This window comes from Streptomyces polyasparticus, assembly GCF_014493765.1.
Classification (GTDB): domain Bacteria; phylum Actinomycetota; class Actinomycetes; order Streptomycetales; family Streptomycetaceae; genus Streptomyces; species Streptomyces polyasparticus.
In genome coordinates this window covers 473,911-490,703 of sequence record NZ_JACTVJ010000004.1, presented here as the reverse complement: position 1 = coordinate 490,703, position 16,793 = coordinate 473,911, and the positions used below count along the sequence as shown (strand labels likewise).

13 protein-coding genes are annotated in these 16,793 nt (G+C 71.6%); 7 read left to right on the top strand and 6 right to left on the bottom strand.

The genetic code is table 11. From position 1 onward, the window contains the following. Positions 1–22 precede the first annotated feature (22 nt). Together H9Y04_RS06510 and H9Y04_RS06505 are read right to left on the bottom strand one after the other, a co-directional pair. Positions 23–2,107, bottom strand: coding sequence for a YhgE/Pip family protein (locus H9Y04_RS06510; RefSeq protein WP_187812694.1), 2,085 nt, complete (start codon positions 2,105–2,107; stop codon positions 23–25). Next, complete coding sequence (locus tag H9Y04_RS06505; RefSeq protein WP_187812693.1) at positions 2,079–2,801, bottom strand: ATP-binding cassette domain-containing protein; 723 nt, start codon at positions 2,799–2,801, stop codon at positions 2,079–2,081. Before H9Y04_RS06505 ends, H9Y04_RS06510 begins: the two co-directional genes overlap by 29 nt. Before the next feature lie 222 nt (positions 2,802–3,023). Here H9Y04_RS06505 and H9Y04_RS06500 point away from each other — a divergent pair, with 222 nt between their 5' ends. From H9Y04_RS06500 to H9Y04_RS06490, 3 genes are all read left to right on the top strand, one after another. After that, positions 3,024–3,551 (top strand): SAV_6107 family HEPN domain-containing protein, encoded by a 528-nt coding sequence (locus H9Y04_RS06500; protein ID WP_187812692.1) that lies wholly within the window; start codon positions 3,024–3,026, stop codon positions 3,549–3,551. An 87-nt stretch (positions 3,552–3,638) separates the two neighbouring features. Beyond that, positions 3,639–4,394: a methyltransferase gene (locus H9Y04_RS06495; protein ID WP_187812691.1), complete on the top strand. Its 756-nt coding sequence runs from the start codon at positions 3,639–3,641 to the stop codon at positions 4,392–4,394. Between the two features lie 427 nt (positions 4,395–4,821). Beyond that, a complete protein-coding gene (locus tag H9Y04_RS06490; RefSeq protein WP_187812690.1) occupies positions 4,822–5,235 on the top strand; it encodes an SCO2097 family morphological protein in 414 nt (137 codons plus the stop codon). A gap of 284 nt (positions 5,236–5,519) precedes the next feature. Here the strand turns inward: H9Y04_RS06490 and H9Y04_RS06485 are convergent, their stop codons facing one another. From H9Y04_RS06485 to H9Y04_RS06470, 4 genes are all read right to left on the bottom strand, one after another. After that, entirely contained in the window at positions 5,520–7,934 is a 2,415-nt protein-coding gene (locus tag H9Y04_RS06485) for a transglutaminase TgpA family protein (RefSeq protein ID WP_187812689.1), read from the bottom strand. Next, entirely contained in the window at positions 7,931–9,322 is a 1,392-nt protein-coding gene (locus tag H9Y04_RS06480) for a DUF58 domain-containing protein (RefSeq protein WP_187812688.1), read from the bottom strand. Before H9Y04_RS06480 ends, H9Y04_RS06485 begins: the two co-directional genes overlap by 4 nt. Continuing rightward, positions 9,322–10,380: an AAA family ATPase gene (locus H9Y04_RS06475; protein ID WP_187812687.1), complete on the bottom strand. Its 1,059-nt coding sequence runs from the start codon at positions 10,378–10,380 to the stop codon at positions 9,322–9,324. The genes H9Y04_RS06480 and H9Y04_RS06475 overlap by 1 nt, the downstream gene beginning before the upstream one ends. Before the next feature lie 249 nt (positions 10,381–10,629). Next, positions 10,630–11,178 (bottom strand): beta-class carbonic anhydrase, encoded by a 549-nt coding sequence (locus H9Y04_RS06470; RefSeq protein ID WP_187812686.1) that lies wholly within the window; start codon positions 11,176–11,178, stop codon positions 10,630–10,632. Positions 11,179–11,570: 392 nt separating this feature from the next. Between H9Y04_RS06470 and rsmH the strand changes: the two genes are divergently transcribed. The 4 genes from rsmH (at position 11,571) to H9Y04_RS06450 (ending at position 16,791) form a co-directional block, all read left to right on the top strand. Next, the gene (rsmH, locus tag H9Y04_RS06465) at positions 11,571–12,527 is read left to right on the top strand and encodes a 16S rRNA (cytosine(1402)-N(4))-methyltransferase RsmH (RefSeq protein ID WP_187812685.1); all 957 of its coding nucleotides are present in this window, start codon (positions 11,571–11,573) and stop codon (positions 12,525–12,527) included. Between the two features lie 22 nt (positions 12,528–12,549). Then, the gene (ftsL, locus tag H9Y04_RS06460; protein ID WP_187812684.1) at positions 12,550–13,074 is read left to right on the top strand and encodes a cell division protein FtsL; all 525 of its coding nucleotides are present in this window, start codon (positions 12,550–12,552) and stop codon (positions 13,072–13,074) included. A 4-nt stretch (positions 13,075–13,078) separates the two neighbouring features. Next, the gene (locus tag H9Y04_RS06455) at positions 13,079–15,034 is read left to right on the top strand and encodes a peptidoglycan D,D-transpeptidase FtsI family protein (protein WP_187812683.1); all 1,956 of its coding nucleotides are present in this window, start codon (positions 13,079–13,081) and stop codon (positions 15,032–15,034) included. 68 nt (positions 15,035–15,102) lie between these two features. After that, the gene (locus H9Y04_RS06450) at positions 15,103–16,791 is read left to right on the top strand and encodes a UDP-N-acetylmuramoyl-L-alanyl-D-glutamate--2,6-diaminopimelate ligase (protein WP_187812682.1); all 1,689 of its coding nucleotides are present in this window, start codon (positions 15,103–15,105) and stop codon (positions 16,789–16,791) included. Positions 16,792–16,793 lie beyond the last annotated feature (2 nt).

The following is a 16,793-nucleotide window of genomic DNA, read 5'->3' as shown; positions in this document are numbered from 1 at the left end:
CGCCCGGTACGCACCGCAGCACTCACAGCGTCAGCTCCGGATGCAGCCGGTCCAGGGTCCACACCTGCCGCTTGCGCGCCGACAGAGCCGTCAGGGCCAGCGCCCCGACCGTGAACGCCACGAGCACCGCACACCCCTGCCACACGGGTCCGAGACCCCCGCCCGTGATCAGCCGCCGCAGCGCCTCCACCACGTACGACATCGGCAGGAAGGGATGGACCGCGCCGAAGAACGTCGGGCTCGTCTGCACCGGATACGTGCCTCCGGCCGAGGTCAGCTGGAGCATCAGGAAGGCCAGGACGAGGATGCGGCCCGCGGCCCCGAAGCGGGCGTTGAGCCACTGCACGATCGCCGCGAAGCACCCGGTGACCAGGAGCAGGAAGCCGACCGTGCCCGCCGCGTGCGCCATCTGCAGGCCGAGCGCCCAGTGCAGGACGGCCATCAGGGCACCGGTCTGCAGCGCTCCGATCGCCGCCACCGGCAGCCAGCCCGCGAGCGCGATCCGCCAGGCCGAGGCACCGGTGGCGAGCGCGCGCCGGTTGAGCGGGGCGATCACCATGTACGCGACCATCGCGCCCACCCACAGGGACAGCGGGATGAAGTACGGGGCGAAACCGGTGCCGTAATTGGGCGCCTGGTGCAGGGACTTGGCGGCCAGCTGTACGGGATCGGCCATGACCTCCGTACGGGCGTCGCGGTCGTTCTTGTCGTAGTCGGGGATCTGCGCGGCGCCGTCGCGCAGCCCGCCGGCCAGCTCGCCGGAGCCGTCGACCAGCTTGAACAGGCCGCCGTCCAGGTCCTGCGCGCCGTCCTTCAGGCGGCCCACCCCCGTATCGAGGTCGGACGAACCGGACTTGGCGCTGGTCAGACCGGTGTGCAGCCGGCCCGCGCCCTCGGCCACGGCCTTGGCGCCGCGGTTCAGCTCGTTGATCTTCTTCACGGCCGAGTCGAGGTCGTCGGCGAGATGCGGGGCGCGGTCGGCCAACGCGCTCGCCTGCTTCTCCAGCTTGGCCAGATGATCGTCCAGCCGGTCGGTGTCCCCGGCGTAGTCCTGGACGACGGCGTTCACGTCGGCGGCGATCCGCTCGACGTCGTCGCCCGCGTCCTTGGCCTGCTTGAGTTGCGGGCAGTTCGGATCCTTGAGGAGCGCGTCCTCGCAGCGCGCCTCGTACACGGTGTCCAGCGTGCCGGAGGCCTTCTTCGCACCGGATGCGGCCAAGGGCGCCTTGTCGACGAGCGTGTCCAGATGCCCCCGTACTGCACCGGCCGTGTCCGCGACCAGCCGGGCCGTGTCGCCGATGCTCTCGCCGTTCTCGCGCAGGAACGGGCCGACCTTCTCCGCCGCACCGTTCACCTTGTCCGCGAGCGCCTGGGTCCCGTCGGCCACCTGGCCCGCGCCGGTCTCCAGATCGCCGGCGCCCGTGTCCAGCTTCTCGATCCCGCGTGCCAGTTCACCGCTGCCGGACTTGGCGTCGCCCAGCCCGTCCGCGAGCTGCTTCGCCCCGTCCTTGGCCTTGCCCGCGCCCTCCTCCAGGCGTCCGGCGCCGTCGGCGGCCTTCTCGGTTTTGCCGTGGATGTCGGAGAACGACACGAAGATCTTGTCCAGGAACGTCCGCGAGGCCTTGCTCGACGCGGCCGCCCGCACCTCGGAGAACACCGTCCGCGACAGCTGCCCCACGATGTAGTTGTTGGCGTCGTTCGTACGGACCTGCAGCGCGCCGGTCTCCGGGGAGTCGCCCGAGCTGGAGGCGATCCGCCGGCTGAAGTCCTCGGGCACGGTCAGCGACAGGTAGTACGTGCCGTCCTCGACCCCCGCGCGCGCCTGCGCCGCGTCCACCTCGTGCCAGTCGAAGGTGCTGCTCTCCCGCAGGCCCTCGGCTATCCCGTCACCCGCCGCGATCTTCTTGCCGTCGGCGCTCGCGCCCTTGTCGGCGTTGACCAGCGCGACCGGAATCTTGTCCAGGCGCCCGTACGGATCCCAGAACGACCACAGGTACAGGGCCCCGTAGAGCAGCGGAAGCAGCAGCAGCGAGACGAGCGCGGCACGGGGCAGCCGGCCCCGGCCGAAGCGCTTCAGTTCAAGAACGGCCAGTTTCGGCGAGCGCATCGGCCGCCCCCTTCTCGTCCGGGTTGCCCAGCTGGATCTTCAGCGCCGCATCCGGCGCCCCGTGCCCCACGGCCACGACGGTCGTGCCGCCCTCGGCGATCTCCGCCAACATCCGCCAGGCGGCGTCCAGTTCGGCCGCCGAGAGCTTCAGGCCGAGATCGTCCACGGCGAGCAGCCGCGGCCGCCCGATCAGCGCGAGCGCCACGGACAGCCGCAGCGCCTCACTGCGCTCCAGATCCCTCACGGCGGTGCGCGAGCCCTTGGCGAGGTCCGCCGGGTCGAGCCCGGCGGCGGTCAGGGCGCGCTCGCGCAGGAGTGCGGAGGCGGCCGCCCGCTCGGCCCGCGGCCTCAGCAGCGCGCGAAGGGACGTGCCGAACCGCCGCTGCAGCAGGGTCCGTTCGTGCAGATGCTCCGCGACGGTCAGCGCCGGATCGAGGTCGGTGACGCCCGGCACATGGGCCAGGGCGCTGATCCGCCGTACGGCCGCGGCCTGCCGGGGCAGCCGCAGCGCACCCACCTCGGCGTGGCCCGCCGTCGCCCGCATCCGTCCCGTGAGCGCGAGCAGCAGCGAGGTCCGCCCCGAACCGGACGGACCTTCCACCGCGACCAGGGCGCCGGGCTCCGCCGCGAACGTCACATCCCGGAAGGCCCACCCCCTCGGCCCCCGCACACCGAATCCCTCGACCGCGAGCACGTGCTCCCCCTGTTTTTAAACTGACTGGTCAGTGCAAAAACGTACACGACGCGTGTGCGGCTCGTCGGCGCGCCCCTTCCGTGAAGCAGCCCAACTCCCTTACCCGAACCCTTGATCGAGTCGAAAGTGCAGGTCAGGGTCGATTGTCAGTGGCGTACTTCACGATGGGGTCATACGGCAGGTTCCTCACCAGTGCCGTCAAACGACGACAGGAGGTTCGTCATGGCCAGTTCCTACGCAGCCGCCGCACGCCGGCGCCGCGCTTCCGGCCCTGCCCCCTCACTGAACGGTCCCGCGAGCGACGTCCACCCGGTCCTGCGCCGGGCCTCGGCCCCGCCCGCCGCCCTCGATCTGCTCGCCCAGGCCCGCAGCGGACTCGACGAGGCGGCCCGCCTCGAAACTCCCAACGAGCGCTACTCCGCCGCCCACCTCGCGGCCCTGCGCACCGCCGCCGCCGTGCTCGCCGCGCGCGGCCGCCCCGAGACCAGCGCACGCAAGCGGGCCAAGATCAGGAGCGCTTGGGAGGTGCTCCCCGAGATAGCGCCCGAACTGGCCGAGTGGAGCGCCCTGTTCGCCTCAGGCGCCACCAAGCGGGCCCGCGCGGACGCGGGCATCCAGGGCGCGGCGAGCATCCGGGACGCCGACGATCTGCTGCGCGATGTCGCGATGTTCCTGCGCCTGGTCGAGCGGATGCTCGTGCTCCAGCCGGTACTGCCGCAGCCGCGGCCCGAACAGTCGGATGCGGGGTGAGAGGGGCCGCGCCGCAGAGGCAATAGGGTGGGGACGAACCGTCCCCACCCCGCCTCACCGGCGGAACCACGCGAGGAGTCAACTGCCGTGTCGGACCCGATGCGCCCCCGTGCTTCCCTCCGTACCGCCGTGGTCTGGGAGGTACTGAAAGACGCACTCGACCGGCAGGTGAAGGCGACCGGGCGGGAATCCCTCGACGTGCTCGACACCGGCGGCGGCAGCGGCAAGTTCGCCGTGCCCGTCGCCGCGCTCGGCCACCGCGTCACGGTCGTCGACCCGAGCCCCAACGCGCTCTTCGCGCTGGAGCGCCGCGCCGCCGAGGCCGGGGTCGCGGAGCGGGTGAGTGGAGTCCAGGGCGATGTGCACGGCCTGTTCGACGTGGTGCAGCCCGGCTCGTACGACGCCGTCCTCTGCCATGGCGTGCTCGAGTACGTGGACGACCCGGCCGAGGGCGTGAGGAACGCGGCGGGAGCGCTGCGCGAGACCGGCATCCTCAGCCTGCTCGCCGCCGGCGTCGGCGGCGCCGTGCTCGCCCGCGCCCTGGCCGGCCACTTCACCGAGGCCCGGCACGCCCTGACCGACCCGGCCGGACGCTGGGGCGAGGGCGACCCGGTGCCGCGCCGCTTCAGCGCGGAGCAGCTCACCGGCCTGGTCGAGGAGGGCGGTCTGCGGGTCGGCTCGGTGCACGGCGTACGGGTCTTCGCCGACCTGGTGCCCGGCGTCCTGGTGGACACCGAGCCCGGAGCCCTGGACGCGCTGATCAAGCTGGAGGCCGCTGCCGCCGAGCAGCCCGCCTTCCACGCGGTCGCCACCCAGCTGCACGTACTGGGGGAGAAGGGCTGAGCCCGCGCCGGAGGCGGGCTGAGCCCACCACCGGGGGAGAAGGTGGATCCGCGGCCTTTCCGCAGGGGTGAAAAGCGGCTTCTCCGCAGGGGTGAAAAACGGTCCCGGTGGCCGGAACTCCCGTGACCGGAGGAACGGGAGCGGCCGGCGGAATCGCCGCATCCTGCGCACTCCTCCTGATCAGGGGCGCAACCGCAGATGGAGTACGCCACAGGCCCCCCGATCAGGGCCTGTGACCCGTATGATCGAGGGACACCGTCCGGCATGACGGCCGTACCGCTGGGGAATGAACGCCTCAGCATCGGGTGCCATGACGGGCCGGAATGGCGAATTGGCGTAGAGGGGCGGGTTTCACGGGGGCGATTCCCTGCCTATCCTGAAGGGGACCCCCGGTCGCCCCGGCGACTGCACGATGAGGAGGGACTCCGTGCCGCTCTCAGAGCACGAGCAGCGCATGCTCGAGCAGATGGAGCGAGCGCTGTACGCCGAAGATCCCAAGTTCGCGACAGCGCTTGAGGGAAGCGGGCTGCGTACGTACACCCGGAAGCGGGTCTACCAAGCGGTCGCCGGCTTCCTTGTGGGAATCGCGCTCCTCATGGCAGGAATGGTCGCGCAGCAGATCTGGATCAGCGTGGTGGGATTCCTCGTCATGCTCGGCTGTGCGGTGCTCGCGGTAACCGGTTGGCGCAGGGCGCCCAAGCCGGGTGAGCAGGCCCCCGGTGCGGCGGCCGGTCAGGGCGGGGCAGCTCCCCCGACGACCCGTCGTCAGGGCCGGCAGCGGCGGTCGATGATGGACCGTATCGAGCAGCGCTGGCAGCGGCGCCGCGAAGAAGGCCACTGAGTTTTCAGCCCGACGCGGGTGTGGGCCGGACGTCTTGAACGTCCGGCCCACACCCGCGCCGTCGTTTGTGCCCGGGCGCGCGCCAGGCCTGCGCTGTCGTCTGTTGCCTGCGCGCACCAGGCCCGCGCTGTCGTCCGTAGCCGACGCGCACCCGACCGTGCCGTCGTCTGTTGCCGGCACCACGCACCCGACCCGCGCCGTCGCCCGTTCCCGCATGGTGGGTCTGCCGCCCAGGCGCAGTAAACAGGGGGCGGAGACCAAAGCCTCCGCCCCCTGCTCAGGTGCTACTCCTGCGGGCCGCCCGCACGGCGTGGGATCAGCCGTTCCAGGCTCCACCGGCCCACGCCCCAGCGCTCCTTGAGAGCGGACCAGCGGTCCGAGAGCGACCAGGCCACCCGGACAGCCGAACGCGGTGCGAACGTCGCACGCAGCCGGGTGCCGCGGCTCATCGTGGCCCGCAGACCGGCCCGCACCCTGCGGACGTCCTCGGCCACACCGGGCGCGGGCCGCGGCACCGGTGCGTAGAGCACCTGCTCCACCGCCGCCGCGATCCGGTGCACGGCCTCGGCCGCATCGGTCTCCAGCTCGCCGAGCCGGACGATCCGGGCCGCCGCCTTGCGCGGGGTCTGCGCCTCGTCGGGGGCGATGCCGTGATCCCAGGCCGTATCCGTGATCTCCAGCCACGCGGCCAGGGTCCTCGACGCCCCGTCCGCCGCCGTACGGCCCCCTGAACCGAGCCGTGCCCGACGGGCCCGCGTACGCCACATCAGGGGCAGCAGCGGCACCACGAGCAGGAGCAGCACGGCGGCCGAGATCCCGAGGTAGGTGCCCCAGGGCGGACCGCCGTCCGCACCGGCCGCCCCCGCACCCAGGTCCTCCTTGCCGCACTCGCCGAAGCGGCGCAGGTCCGGCGGGCAGGACTCCGAAGCCGACGAGGACGCCTCGTCGGTGGGCGCCGCCGAACTCGAGGCCGAGGGAGCAGAGGTGGTCGGGCCCTCCGTGGGGGTGTCCTCACGGGTGTAGTCGGGCGCCGAACCCCGCGTCGGGGTCGGCTCGAAACGCGTCCAGCCCACGCCCTCGAAGTACAGCTCGGGCCAGGCGTGCGCATCGCGCAGTCCCACCGTCATGGAACCGTCGGCGGTCGGCGAACCGGGCGTGAAGCCCACCGCGACCCGCGAAGGAATGCCGAGGGTGCGGGCCATCGAGGCCATCGCGAAGGAGAAGTGGACGCAGAAGCCCTCCTTGTCCTTCAGGAAGCGGCTGATGGCCGCCGAACCGCTGCCCGCGGTGACCTCGGTGTCGTACGAGAAACCGCCGCTGACCGCGAACCACTCCTGCAGCGCGACGGCCCTCTCGTAGTCGTTGGTCGCGCCCTTGGTCACCTCGCGCGCGGTGTCGTACACATCGTCCGGCAGAGAGTTGGGGACGTCCGTGAACTCGTTCGCGATGGCCTCGCTGGGAGCCGGGGCGCCGGCCAGCTTGGCCGCCGTCGGCTCCACGACCAGGCTCTTGACCGTGTACTCCTTGCCCTTGGTCGTCTCCCCGCGGTCGCCCACGACGGCACGGCCGATCGGCTCGAAGCGCCACTTTCCGCCGATGTCGAGCTCGGTCGCCGGATACGGCATGGGCAGCCAGTCCTGCGCATAGTCGTCGGCGGCCTGGATCCGGGTGGTGATCTCCTTGCGGTCCACGTCGCCGCCGAGGCCCACGGGCTGCGGGAACGACGAGGGGACCTCCTGGATCGAACGCTCCGCCGGCTGCCATGCCGTGCCGTCGAACTGGTCGAGCGACACGATCCGCATGTACAGGTCCTGGGCGGACTCGGCGTTCGTGCGGTACCTGAGGACCTCGCGGTCCTCGGGCTGATTGAGGTTGTTCTGCAGCGAGACCAGGGGGTTGACCGCGGAGATGGTGCCGCCTCCGCCGCCGCCCCCTCCACCGCTGCCCGTGGGATCGAACAGACCGCTGTCCAGCGCGGGCAGCGCCGCCGGCACCACCAGCGCGATGCCGAGGGCGACCGCGCCGATCCGCCGCCCGGTGCGCACGGGGGCGGCGGGCCCGCCGCCGTCGAGCCCGGAGGAGTACCCGGTGGACCGGCGCGGCGCACCGCCGAACACCCGGCCCCACTGGGAGAGCCGGTCGCGCCCTTCGGCGAGCAGCAGCAGCAGATAGCCGGCCGCGGCGAGTATGAAGTAGAGCCAGCCCGCGCCCCCGTCCGACAGACCGGCCGCGACGGAGTACAGGGCGAGCAGCGGCAGCCCCGCGGGAGCGGCGCTGCGGAAGGTGACCGCGAGCGCGTCCACGGCGAGCCCGATCACCAGGACCCCGCCCACCAGCATCAGCCGGATGCCGTCGGTCAGGGGTGCGGGAGTCGAGTACTGCCCGACGTCCTGGCCACCGGCCTGGAGCAGCACCCCGAACTCCCGGACGGAGTCGGGGCTCGGCAGGAACAGACCGAAGGCCTCTTCCCGTACGAAGAACAGGGTGAGCAGCAGCAGCGTCACCAGGACCTGGGCCGCGACCGTCACCGGACGAGCCAGCGGGACCCGCCGGGCCGCCGCTCCCACACCGGACTGCGCGGCGAGCAGGAACGCGCCCTGCACCAGCCACGCGGCCGAGTTGACCAGGGGCAGCAGTGCGCACGCGGCCATCAGCGTGGCCGCGTAGGCGCTGAGCGCGAGCCGCGTGCGGCCGCTCATGACCATTCTCCTGTCGCCTGTGCTTCGGAGCGCCCGACCACGCCCGTGCGCTGCCGGTCCGCATGCCGCCACAATTCGGCCATCGGCTGCCCCGGTGGCACCGCGACCGCCGTCCAGCCCGACTCGCGCAGCAGCCGAAGCCGCTCCTCCAGCTGGGCCGACGGGCCCTGGGCGCCGTGCGCCCAGGCCGCGTTGTCCAGGACGAAGGCGACCGCCGCACCGCTGCGCTGGCGCATCCGGGCGGCCACGGCCGCCTGCTCCTCGTCGAGTTCGCCGAGGAACGCGATCAGGAGTCCCTCGGAACCGCCGCGCAGCACGTCGTACGCACGGGACAGGCCCGCGCCGTCCGAGTGGTCCACCACGGCGAGTGTGTCCATCATCATTCCCGCGGCGTCCGCCGACTCCTGCGTGGAGCCCGCGAACCCGTCGGAGCCCTCGCCCGGCACGGAGGTGCCGGTGTCGGTCAACAGGCGGACGGAGAAGCCCCGTTCCAGCATGTGCACCAGCGCCGAGGCCGCGCCCGAGACCGCCCATTCGAAGGCCGAGTCGGGGCCCGCGCCCTGGTGGGCGATGCGGCGGGTGTCCAACAGGACGGTGCAGCGCGCGCGTTGCGGCTGCTCCTCGCGGCGCACCATCAGCTCGCCGTACTTCGCGGTCGAGCGCCAGTGCACCCGGCGCAGATCGTCGCCGTGCCGGTAGCCGCGCGGGATCACATCGTCCTCGCCGGCCAGGGCGAGCGAGCGCTGCCGTCCGTCGCCGTACCCCTGCGCCTCACCGGAAAGCCGCACCGGCGGCAGCGGCTCGACGCGCGGGATCACCGTCAGGGTGTCGAACGCGCTGAAGGACCTGGTCAGTTCGCACATCCCGAACGGGTCGCTCAGCCGCAGCTGCAGCGGCCCGAGCGGATAGCGCCCGCGCAGATCGGAGCGCACCCGGTACGACACCTCGCGCCGCCCGCCCGCCTCGACCCGGTCGAGCACGAAGCGGGGCCTCGGCCCGAGCACGTACGGCACCCGGTCCTGGAGCATCAGGAGCCCGGTGGGCAGCCGCGACACGTTGTCCATCCGCAGATGCACCCGCGACTCCGAGCCCGCGGGCACCCGCGCGGGCGAGAGCCGTCGCGATCCGGCCACCCGGTAGCGCGTGCGGTACAGCACGATCGCGCTGACCAGCGGCAGTACGGCGAGCAGCAGCCCCACCCGCAGCAGATCGGCCTGGCCGAGCACATACGCGCACACGGCCGCGGCCACCCCGGCGGCCAGGAACGACCGGCCGCGCGTGGTCAGCCCGGCGAAGGCGGTACGCAGTCCGCCCTTGTCGTCGTCCGACTGGGAAATCCGGCCCAAGGCCCGCTGCGTGGTGCCCTGCGCCGGCCCCCCGGCCTGCATCACAGCCTCCGCGCGCCGGGCGGCTGCTGGCCGTAGCCCGCCATGCCGGGCATCTGCACGGAAGGCGCCGGCGGATAGCCGACGCCCGGAGCCTGGGCGGCCGGAACCGCGATGCGCTGCAGGATCTCCAGCACGACCTGCTCGGCCGTACGCCGGTTCAACTGGGCCTGCGCGGTGGGAAGGAGCCGGTGCGCGAGCACGGCGACGGCGAGCGCCTGCAGATCGTCCGGCAGGACGTAGTCACGCCCGCTCAGCGCGGCGGAAGCCTTCGCCGCCCGCAGCAGATGCAGCGTCGCGCGCGGCGAGGCGCCGAGTCTGAGGTCCGGGTGGTTGCGCGTGGCGCCGACGATCTCCACCGCATAGCGCCGTACGGCGTCCGCGACATGGACCTTGCGGACCGCGTCGATCAGCTTGACGATGTCGTGCGCGTGGGCCACCGGCTGCAGATCGTCGAGCGGCGAGACCCCGCCGTGCACATCGAGCATCTGCAGCTCGGCCTCGGCGTTGGGATAGCCGATCGAGACCCGCGCCATGAAACGGTCGCGCTGGGCCTCGGGCAGCGGGTAGGTGCCCTCCATCTCGACCGGGTTCTGGGTCGCGACGACCATGAAGGGATTGGGCAGTTCGTACGTCTGCCCGTCGATGGTGACCTGCCGCTCCTCCATGGACTCCAGGAGCGCGGACTGGGTCTTGGGCGAAGCACGGTTGATCTCGTCGCCGATCACGATCTGCGCGAAGATCGCCCCCGGCTTGAACTCGAAGTCCCTGCGCTGCTGGTCGAAAATGGACACACCGGTGATGTCCGACGGCAGCAGATCCGGTGTGAACTGGATACGCCGCACCGAACAGTCGATGGACCGCGCCAGTGCCTTGGCGAGCATGGTCTTGCCCACGCCCGGTACGTCCTCGATGAGCAGATGTCCCTCGGCGAGGAGCACGGTCAGCGAAAGCCGTACGACCTCCGGCTTGCCCTCGATCACTCCCTCCACCGACCTGCGGACTTGATCCACGGTGGTGGTCAGATCTGTGAGGCTCGCTCGATCTTCATAGGTCGTCACCCCGGCCCTCCTCGGCCCGTTCAACGGGCCGATGTCTCTGTTCGACCCGGCCCACCCCGAAACACGGACACCGCGGCCGGATGGTTCCCGTGCGATGCCTTCCCCGCATTCTTGTTGCCGTTACCCGTTCGTGTCACTTGCCTGTGGACAAGTGACTGTCCTATGTCGGGTTTTGGGGCGGTTTATGGGGCAGCGCAATGGCCGAGAAAGGGTGCGGGCCGGGCGCCGCGCGGGGGCGCCCGGCGTATTTCAGGCCGCGTCGATCTCGTGCAGCAGACCGGTCTTCACATCGAAGACAAAGCCGCGGACGTCATCGGTGTGCAGCAGGAACGGCGAGGTCCGCACGCGCTGCATGGACTGCCGTACGTCCTGGTCCACATCGCGGAAGGCCTCGACGGCCCAGGCCGGACGCTGGCCGACCTCGTCCTCGAGCTCGTGCCGGAAGTCCTCGGTGAGGTTGAGCAGACCGCAGCCGGTGTGGTGGATGAGGACCACGCTGCGGGTGCCGAGCGCGCGCTGGCTGATGGTGAGGGAGCGGATCACGTCGTCGGTGACGACACCACCGGCATTGCGGATCGTGTGACAGTCGCCGAGCTCCAGGCCCAGCGCGTCGTGCAGGTCGAGCCGGGCGTCCATACAAGCCACGACAGCGACCTTGAGGACCGGTCGGGCATCCATGCCCGGGTCCACGAAGTCCGCGGCGTAGGCCTGGTTCGCCTCGACGAGGCGGTCGGTGACGGTGCCCTGCCCGGATATGGCACCGCTCGGGCTCGAGGAAAGCGATCGCGAAGTCGACATGGCAAAAAGGTAGCGTTCAATGTGTATACAAGCCCGCTGTGAGGTCCGACAAAGAACATCAAAGACCCTTGTCGTGACGGACGCCACAGATGTGTTCCGAGAGGTCCGTACGGGTGAACGAGGCAGGCGGCGACGCGCTTGTCCCGGTTGATTGACCGGGACAAGCGGTGGACTAAAGTGACGCGAACCGACAGACGTGTACGCGCCTGACGGTTACCGAACCACCAGGAGACCGCTCACGGTCTCCCCGCGCGTGCGGTCGTACGTACGGCTCGGCCTCCTCCCGCTCCGGTCGGCCGGCTCCTTCCCGGCGCCTGCGGACCGCTTCCCCTTCCACGAGCGGGCGGGGACCCGGCTCGTATGCCCGGCGGCACCCGACCTGAGAGGGTGCGTTGAGCGAGCAGCGACACGTCCCGGTGATGCTCCAGCGGTGCCTGGACCTGTTGGCCCCCGCGCTCACCAAGCCAGGGGCGGTCGTCGTCGACTGCACCCTCGGGCTCGGCGGACACAGCGAGGCCCTGCTCCAGCAGTTCCCGGAGGCCCGCCTCGTCGCGCTCGACCGCGACAAGGAAGCCCTGCGCCTGTCCGGTGAACGCCTCGCTCCCTTCGGTGAGCGCGCCACCCTCGTGCACGCCGTCTACGACGAACTCCCCGATGTACTCGAACGTCTTGGCATCCCGAAGGTCCAGGGCGTCCTGTTCGACCTCGGGGTCTCGTCCATGCAACTCGACGAGGCCGACCGCGGGTTCGCCTATGCGCAGGACGCACCGCTCGACATGCGCATGGACCAGACGACGGGCATGAGCGCCGCCGAGGTCCTCAACACGTACCCGCCCGGTGAACTCGTGCGCATTCTCCGCGCGTACGGCGAGGAGAAGCAGGCCAAGCGCATCGTCGGCGCGATCGTGCGCGAGCGCGACAAGGAGCCGTTCGCCAACAGCGCCCGGCTCGTCGAACTCATCCGCGACGCGCTGCCGCAGGCCGCCAAGCGGACCGGGGGCAACCCCGCCAAGCGCACCTTCCAGGCGCTGCGGATCGAGGTCAACGGTGAACTGACCGTCCTGGAAAGGGCGATCCCCGCCGCGGTCAAGGCGCTCGCGGTCGGCGGGCGCATCGCCGTCCTGTCGTACCACTCGCTCGAAGACCGCCTTGTCAAGCAGGTGTTCGCGGAAGGCGCCGCCAACACCGCGCCGCCCGGCCTGCCGGTGGTACCCGAGCGCTACCAGCCGCGTCTGAAGCTGCTCACGCGCGGCGCCGAACTGCCCACCGAGGAAGAGGTCGCCGAGAACCGCAGGGCCGCCCCGGCACGGTGCCGCGCGGCCCAGCGCATCCGGGAGGACCTGTCGTGACCCGGCGTCGGGGGGAGCGCACATGAGCCGAGTACCGCACCTGCGGGGGAGGGCCGCCCGCCTCGCCCGGCTGCTGCCCGCCGGGCCCACTTCGGCGGCCCGCACCCCGTTCGTGCTTCTCATCGTGGTGCTGCTCGGCGGCGGTCTGATCGTGCTCCTGATGCTCAACTCGGCGCTCAACGAAGGGTCGTTCCAGCTCAGCAAGTTGCGGCGGGAGACCACCGAGCTGACCGACGTCCAGCAGGAACTCGAGACCGAGGTCGACGGCTACTCCGCGCCCGACGCCCTGGAGCGCCGCGCCCGCGAGCTGGGCATGGTGCCGGGCGGCCCGCCCGCCTTCCTCGCCCCCGACGGCAAGGTGCGCGGTACAGCCGAGGAGGCCACCGCCCCGCCGGAGCCGGTCAAGGCGCCCGCTTCCCCGAAGCCCACCGTGTCCGTCTCGCCGGCGCCCAGCGTCTCCGTATCTCCCGCGCCCTCCGCGCCCGCCGTGTCCACTGCACCGGCGCCTTCGACCACCCCGTCGCCCTCCACCACCCCCGGCAGGTGAGCCCGTGACCGACCGGCAACCTCCGCGCCGCCGCGTCCCCGGACCGGCCAAGCCGCCCCGCCCCGGCGCCCCGCGCAGGCCGGGCCCCGGCGCCAGGCCGGCCGCGCGCCGTCCGCAGCCCGCCCCGCGCAAGGCACAGCCCTCGCTGATCCGGCTGGGCAGCCCCCGGCCGCGCCTGCGTCTGGTGAGCCTCGGTCTGACCCTGGTGCTGCTCGCCTTCGTCGTACGCCTCGTGCAGGTGCAGGCCGTCGACGCCAGCGTCTACGCGTCGAAGGCGGAGCAGAACCGCTACTTCAGCAGCACGCTCACCGCCACGCGCGGCCAGATCACCGACCGCAACGGCTACGAGCTCGCGACCAGCGTCGACGCGTACGACATCACCGCGGACCCGAAGATGTTCTCGGAGAAGGACTCCGAGACCAAGGACGCGCCCGAGCAGGCGGCGGCGCTGCTCGCACCGATCCTGGGCAAGGACGCGGCCGAGATCGCGGGCAAGCTCAAGAAGCACCACAAGCGCTACGCCCTCCTCGCCCGCCGCCAGACCCCGCAGGTCTGGAAGCAGATCAAGGACCTGAAGAGCGCGCTCGCCGAGAAGAACCCCAAGACCGGCGGCGTCCTGGCCGGCATCTTCCAGGAGCCCAGCACCAAGCGGATCTATCCGAACGGCGACCTTGCCGCCGGGATACTGGGCTGGGTCAACGCCGACGGCGTGGGCGGCGGCGGTATCGAGTCCCAGCTGGACAAGGACCTCGCGGGCGAGGACGGCAGGATCACCTACGCCCAGTCCGGCGGCCGGCGCGTACCGACAGCGGGCAGCAGCGAGACCCCGGCCGTCCCGGGCTCGGACGTGGAGCTCACGCTCGACCGCGACATCCAGTACGTGGCGCAGAAGGCGATCTCGGACCAGGTCGCCAAGTCCAAGGCCGACCGCGGATATGTGGTCGTCCAGGACACGAAGACCGGCGAGATCCTGGCGCTCGCCAACGCGCCCGGCTTCGACCCCAACGACCTGTCCAAGGCCAGCCCGAAGAACCTCGGCAACCCGGCGCTCCAGGACGCCTACGAGCCCGGCTCCACCAGCAAGCTGATCTCGATGGCCGCCGTACTCGAGGAGAAGGCCGCCGCGCCCGACACCCATGTCACGGTGCCCAACCGCCTGCACCGCGGCGACCGGCTCTTCCGGGACGACATCGACCACGAGACCTGGTACCTCACCCTGAACGGTGTGCTCGCCAAGTCCTCCAACATCGGCACGATCCTGGCGACTCAGCAGCTCGGCAAGACGCAGCAGGACGCCAACAAGGTCCTCTACGACTATCTGCGCAAGTTCGGCATGGGCAGCAAGACGGGCACCGGCTTCCCCGGCGAGACCCCGGGCATCCTGAACAAGCCCGAGGACTGGTCGACGTCCACGCAGTTCACGGTCCCCTTCGGTCAGGGCTACTCGCTCAACGCCGTACAGGCCGTCTCCATGTATTCGACCGTCGCCAACGGCGGGGTCCGTGTGGAGCCCTCTCTCGTCCGCGGGAAGAAGGGGCCCGACGGCCGGTTCACGCCCGAGGACGAGCCCAAGAAGACCCGGGTCATCAGCGAGAGCACGGCCAAGACGCTCTCCGAGATGCTGCAGTCCGTGGTCGACGACCCGGAGGGCACCGGCACCAAGGCGCAGATCGACGGCTACCGCGTGGCCGGCAAGACCGGCACCGCGAACCGCGTCGACCCGGAGACCGGCCGCTACAACGGCTACACCTCCTCGTTCGCCGGCTTCGCCCCGGCGGACAAGCCCAGGCTCGCCGTCTACTGCGTCGTACAGAACCCGACCAAGGGCAACTACTTCGGCGGCCAGATCTGCGCCCCCATCTACAAGCAGGTCATGGAGTTCGCCCTGAAGACCCTGCAAGTGGCCCCGTCCGGCGCGAAGGCGCCCGGGCTGCCCGTCACGTTCAAACCGGAGGACTGACCGCGACGAACAACCGGTAACACCATGGACGCAGACCCCACGAGCACTGGATTACAGGTACCGCCGCCGTGACAACGATCACCCCGGGCCCCGGGAACCGGGCCGAGCAGCCGGGCCCCCACGCCGCCCCATTTCGCCCCCGGCCACCCGCGCCCGGTACGCTCACCGCCGTGCCACACGCTGATCAGTCCCCCACCACCCGTGAGGGCGGCCCCGTGACCTATCCGGGACCGCCGCGGCCGGAGCGGGTCGAGGCGAGCACCCTCGCCGACCTCGCCGCCGTACTGGGTGTCGACGCCCCCGCCGCCGCCGAGGTCACCGGCATCACGCACGACTCCCGTGCGGTACGCCCCGGTGACATCTACGCCGCCCTGCCCGGCGCCCGTGTCCACGGCGCCGACTTCGCCGCGCAGGCCGCCGACCTCGGCGCCGTGGCGATCCTCACCGACCCGGCCGGTCTGCCCCGCGCCGCCACGACCGGTCTGCCGGTCCTGGTCGCCGGCGACCCGCGCGGCCGGATGGGCGAGCTCGCGGCCACGATCTACGGGCGGCCCGGCGAGGACCTCCTGCAGATCGGCATCACCGGTACGTCGGGCAAGACCACCACCGCGTATCTCGTCGAAGGCGGGCTCAAGGCGGCAGGGCGCACCACCGGACTCATCGGCACGGTCGAGATGCGCATCGGCGACGAGCGCATCAAGTCCGAGCGGACCACGCCCGAAGCCACCGATCTGCAGGCCCTGTTCGCGGTGATGCGCGAGCGCGGCACCGACTCGGTCGCGATGGAGGTCTCCAGCCACGCCCTGGTGCTCGGTCGTGTGGACGGCTGTGTCTTCGACATCGCTGTCTTCAACAACCTGAGCCCGGAGCACATGGAGTTCCACTCCGACATGGAGGACTACTTCCAGGCGAAGGCGCAGCTCTTCACGCCGGAGCGGTCCAGGCTCGGCATCGTCAACTTCGACGACGAGTACGGCCGCAGGCTCGTCAAGGAGGCGACCGTCCCGGTCGTCACCTTCTCCGCCGAGGGCCACCCGGACGCCGACTGGCGCGCCGAGCAGGTCGAGGTCGGCCCGATGGACTCCGCGTTCACGGTGATCGGCCCGTCCGGTGAGCGCGTCACCGCCAAGTCCCCGCTGGCCGGCCCCTTCAACGTGGCCAACACCCTCGCCGCGATCGTCGCCCTGGCCGCCGCGGGCATCGACCCGCAGACCGCCGCCGACGGCATCGCCGCCGTGCCCGGCGTACCGGGCCGCCTTGAGCGGGTCGACGAGGGCCAGCCGTATCTCGCCGTGGTCGACTACGCCCACAAGACGGACGCCGTCGAATCGGTCCTGCGCGCGCTGCGCAAGGTCACCGAGGGCAAGCTGCACATCGTGCTCGGCTGCGGCGGCGACCGGGACAGGACCAAGCGAGCGCCCATGGGCGCGGCGGCCGCACGGCTCGCCGACACCGCGGTGCTCACCTCCGACAACCCGCGCTCCGAGGACCCCCTCGCGATCCTCGCCACGATGATCGCGGGCGCCGCCGAGGTGCCCGTGCACGAGCGCGGCGACGTGGTCCTCTTCGAGGACCGGGCCGCCGCCATCGAGGCCGTGGTCGCCCGTGCCGAGGCCGGTGACACGGTCCTCGTCGCCGGCAAGGGCCATGAACAAGGCCAGGACATCAACGGGGTCGTACGCCCCTTCGACGACCGCGACGTGCTGCGGACCGCAATCCGGCGCCACCGCGCAGCCGCCCAGAACCCCCGGGGATGAAG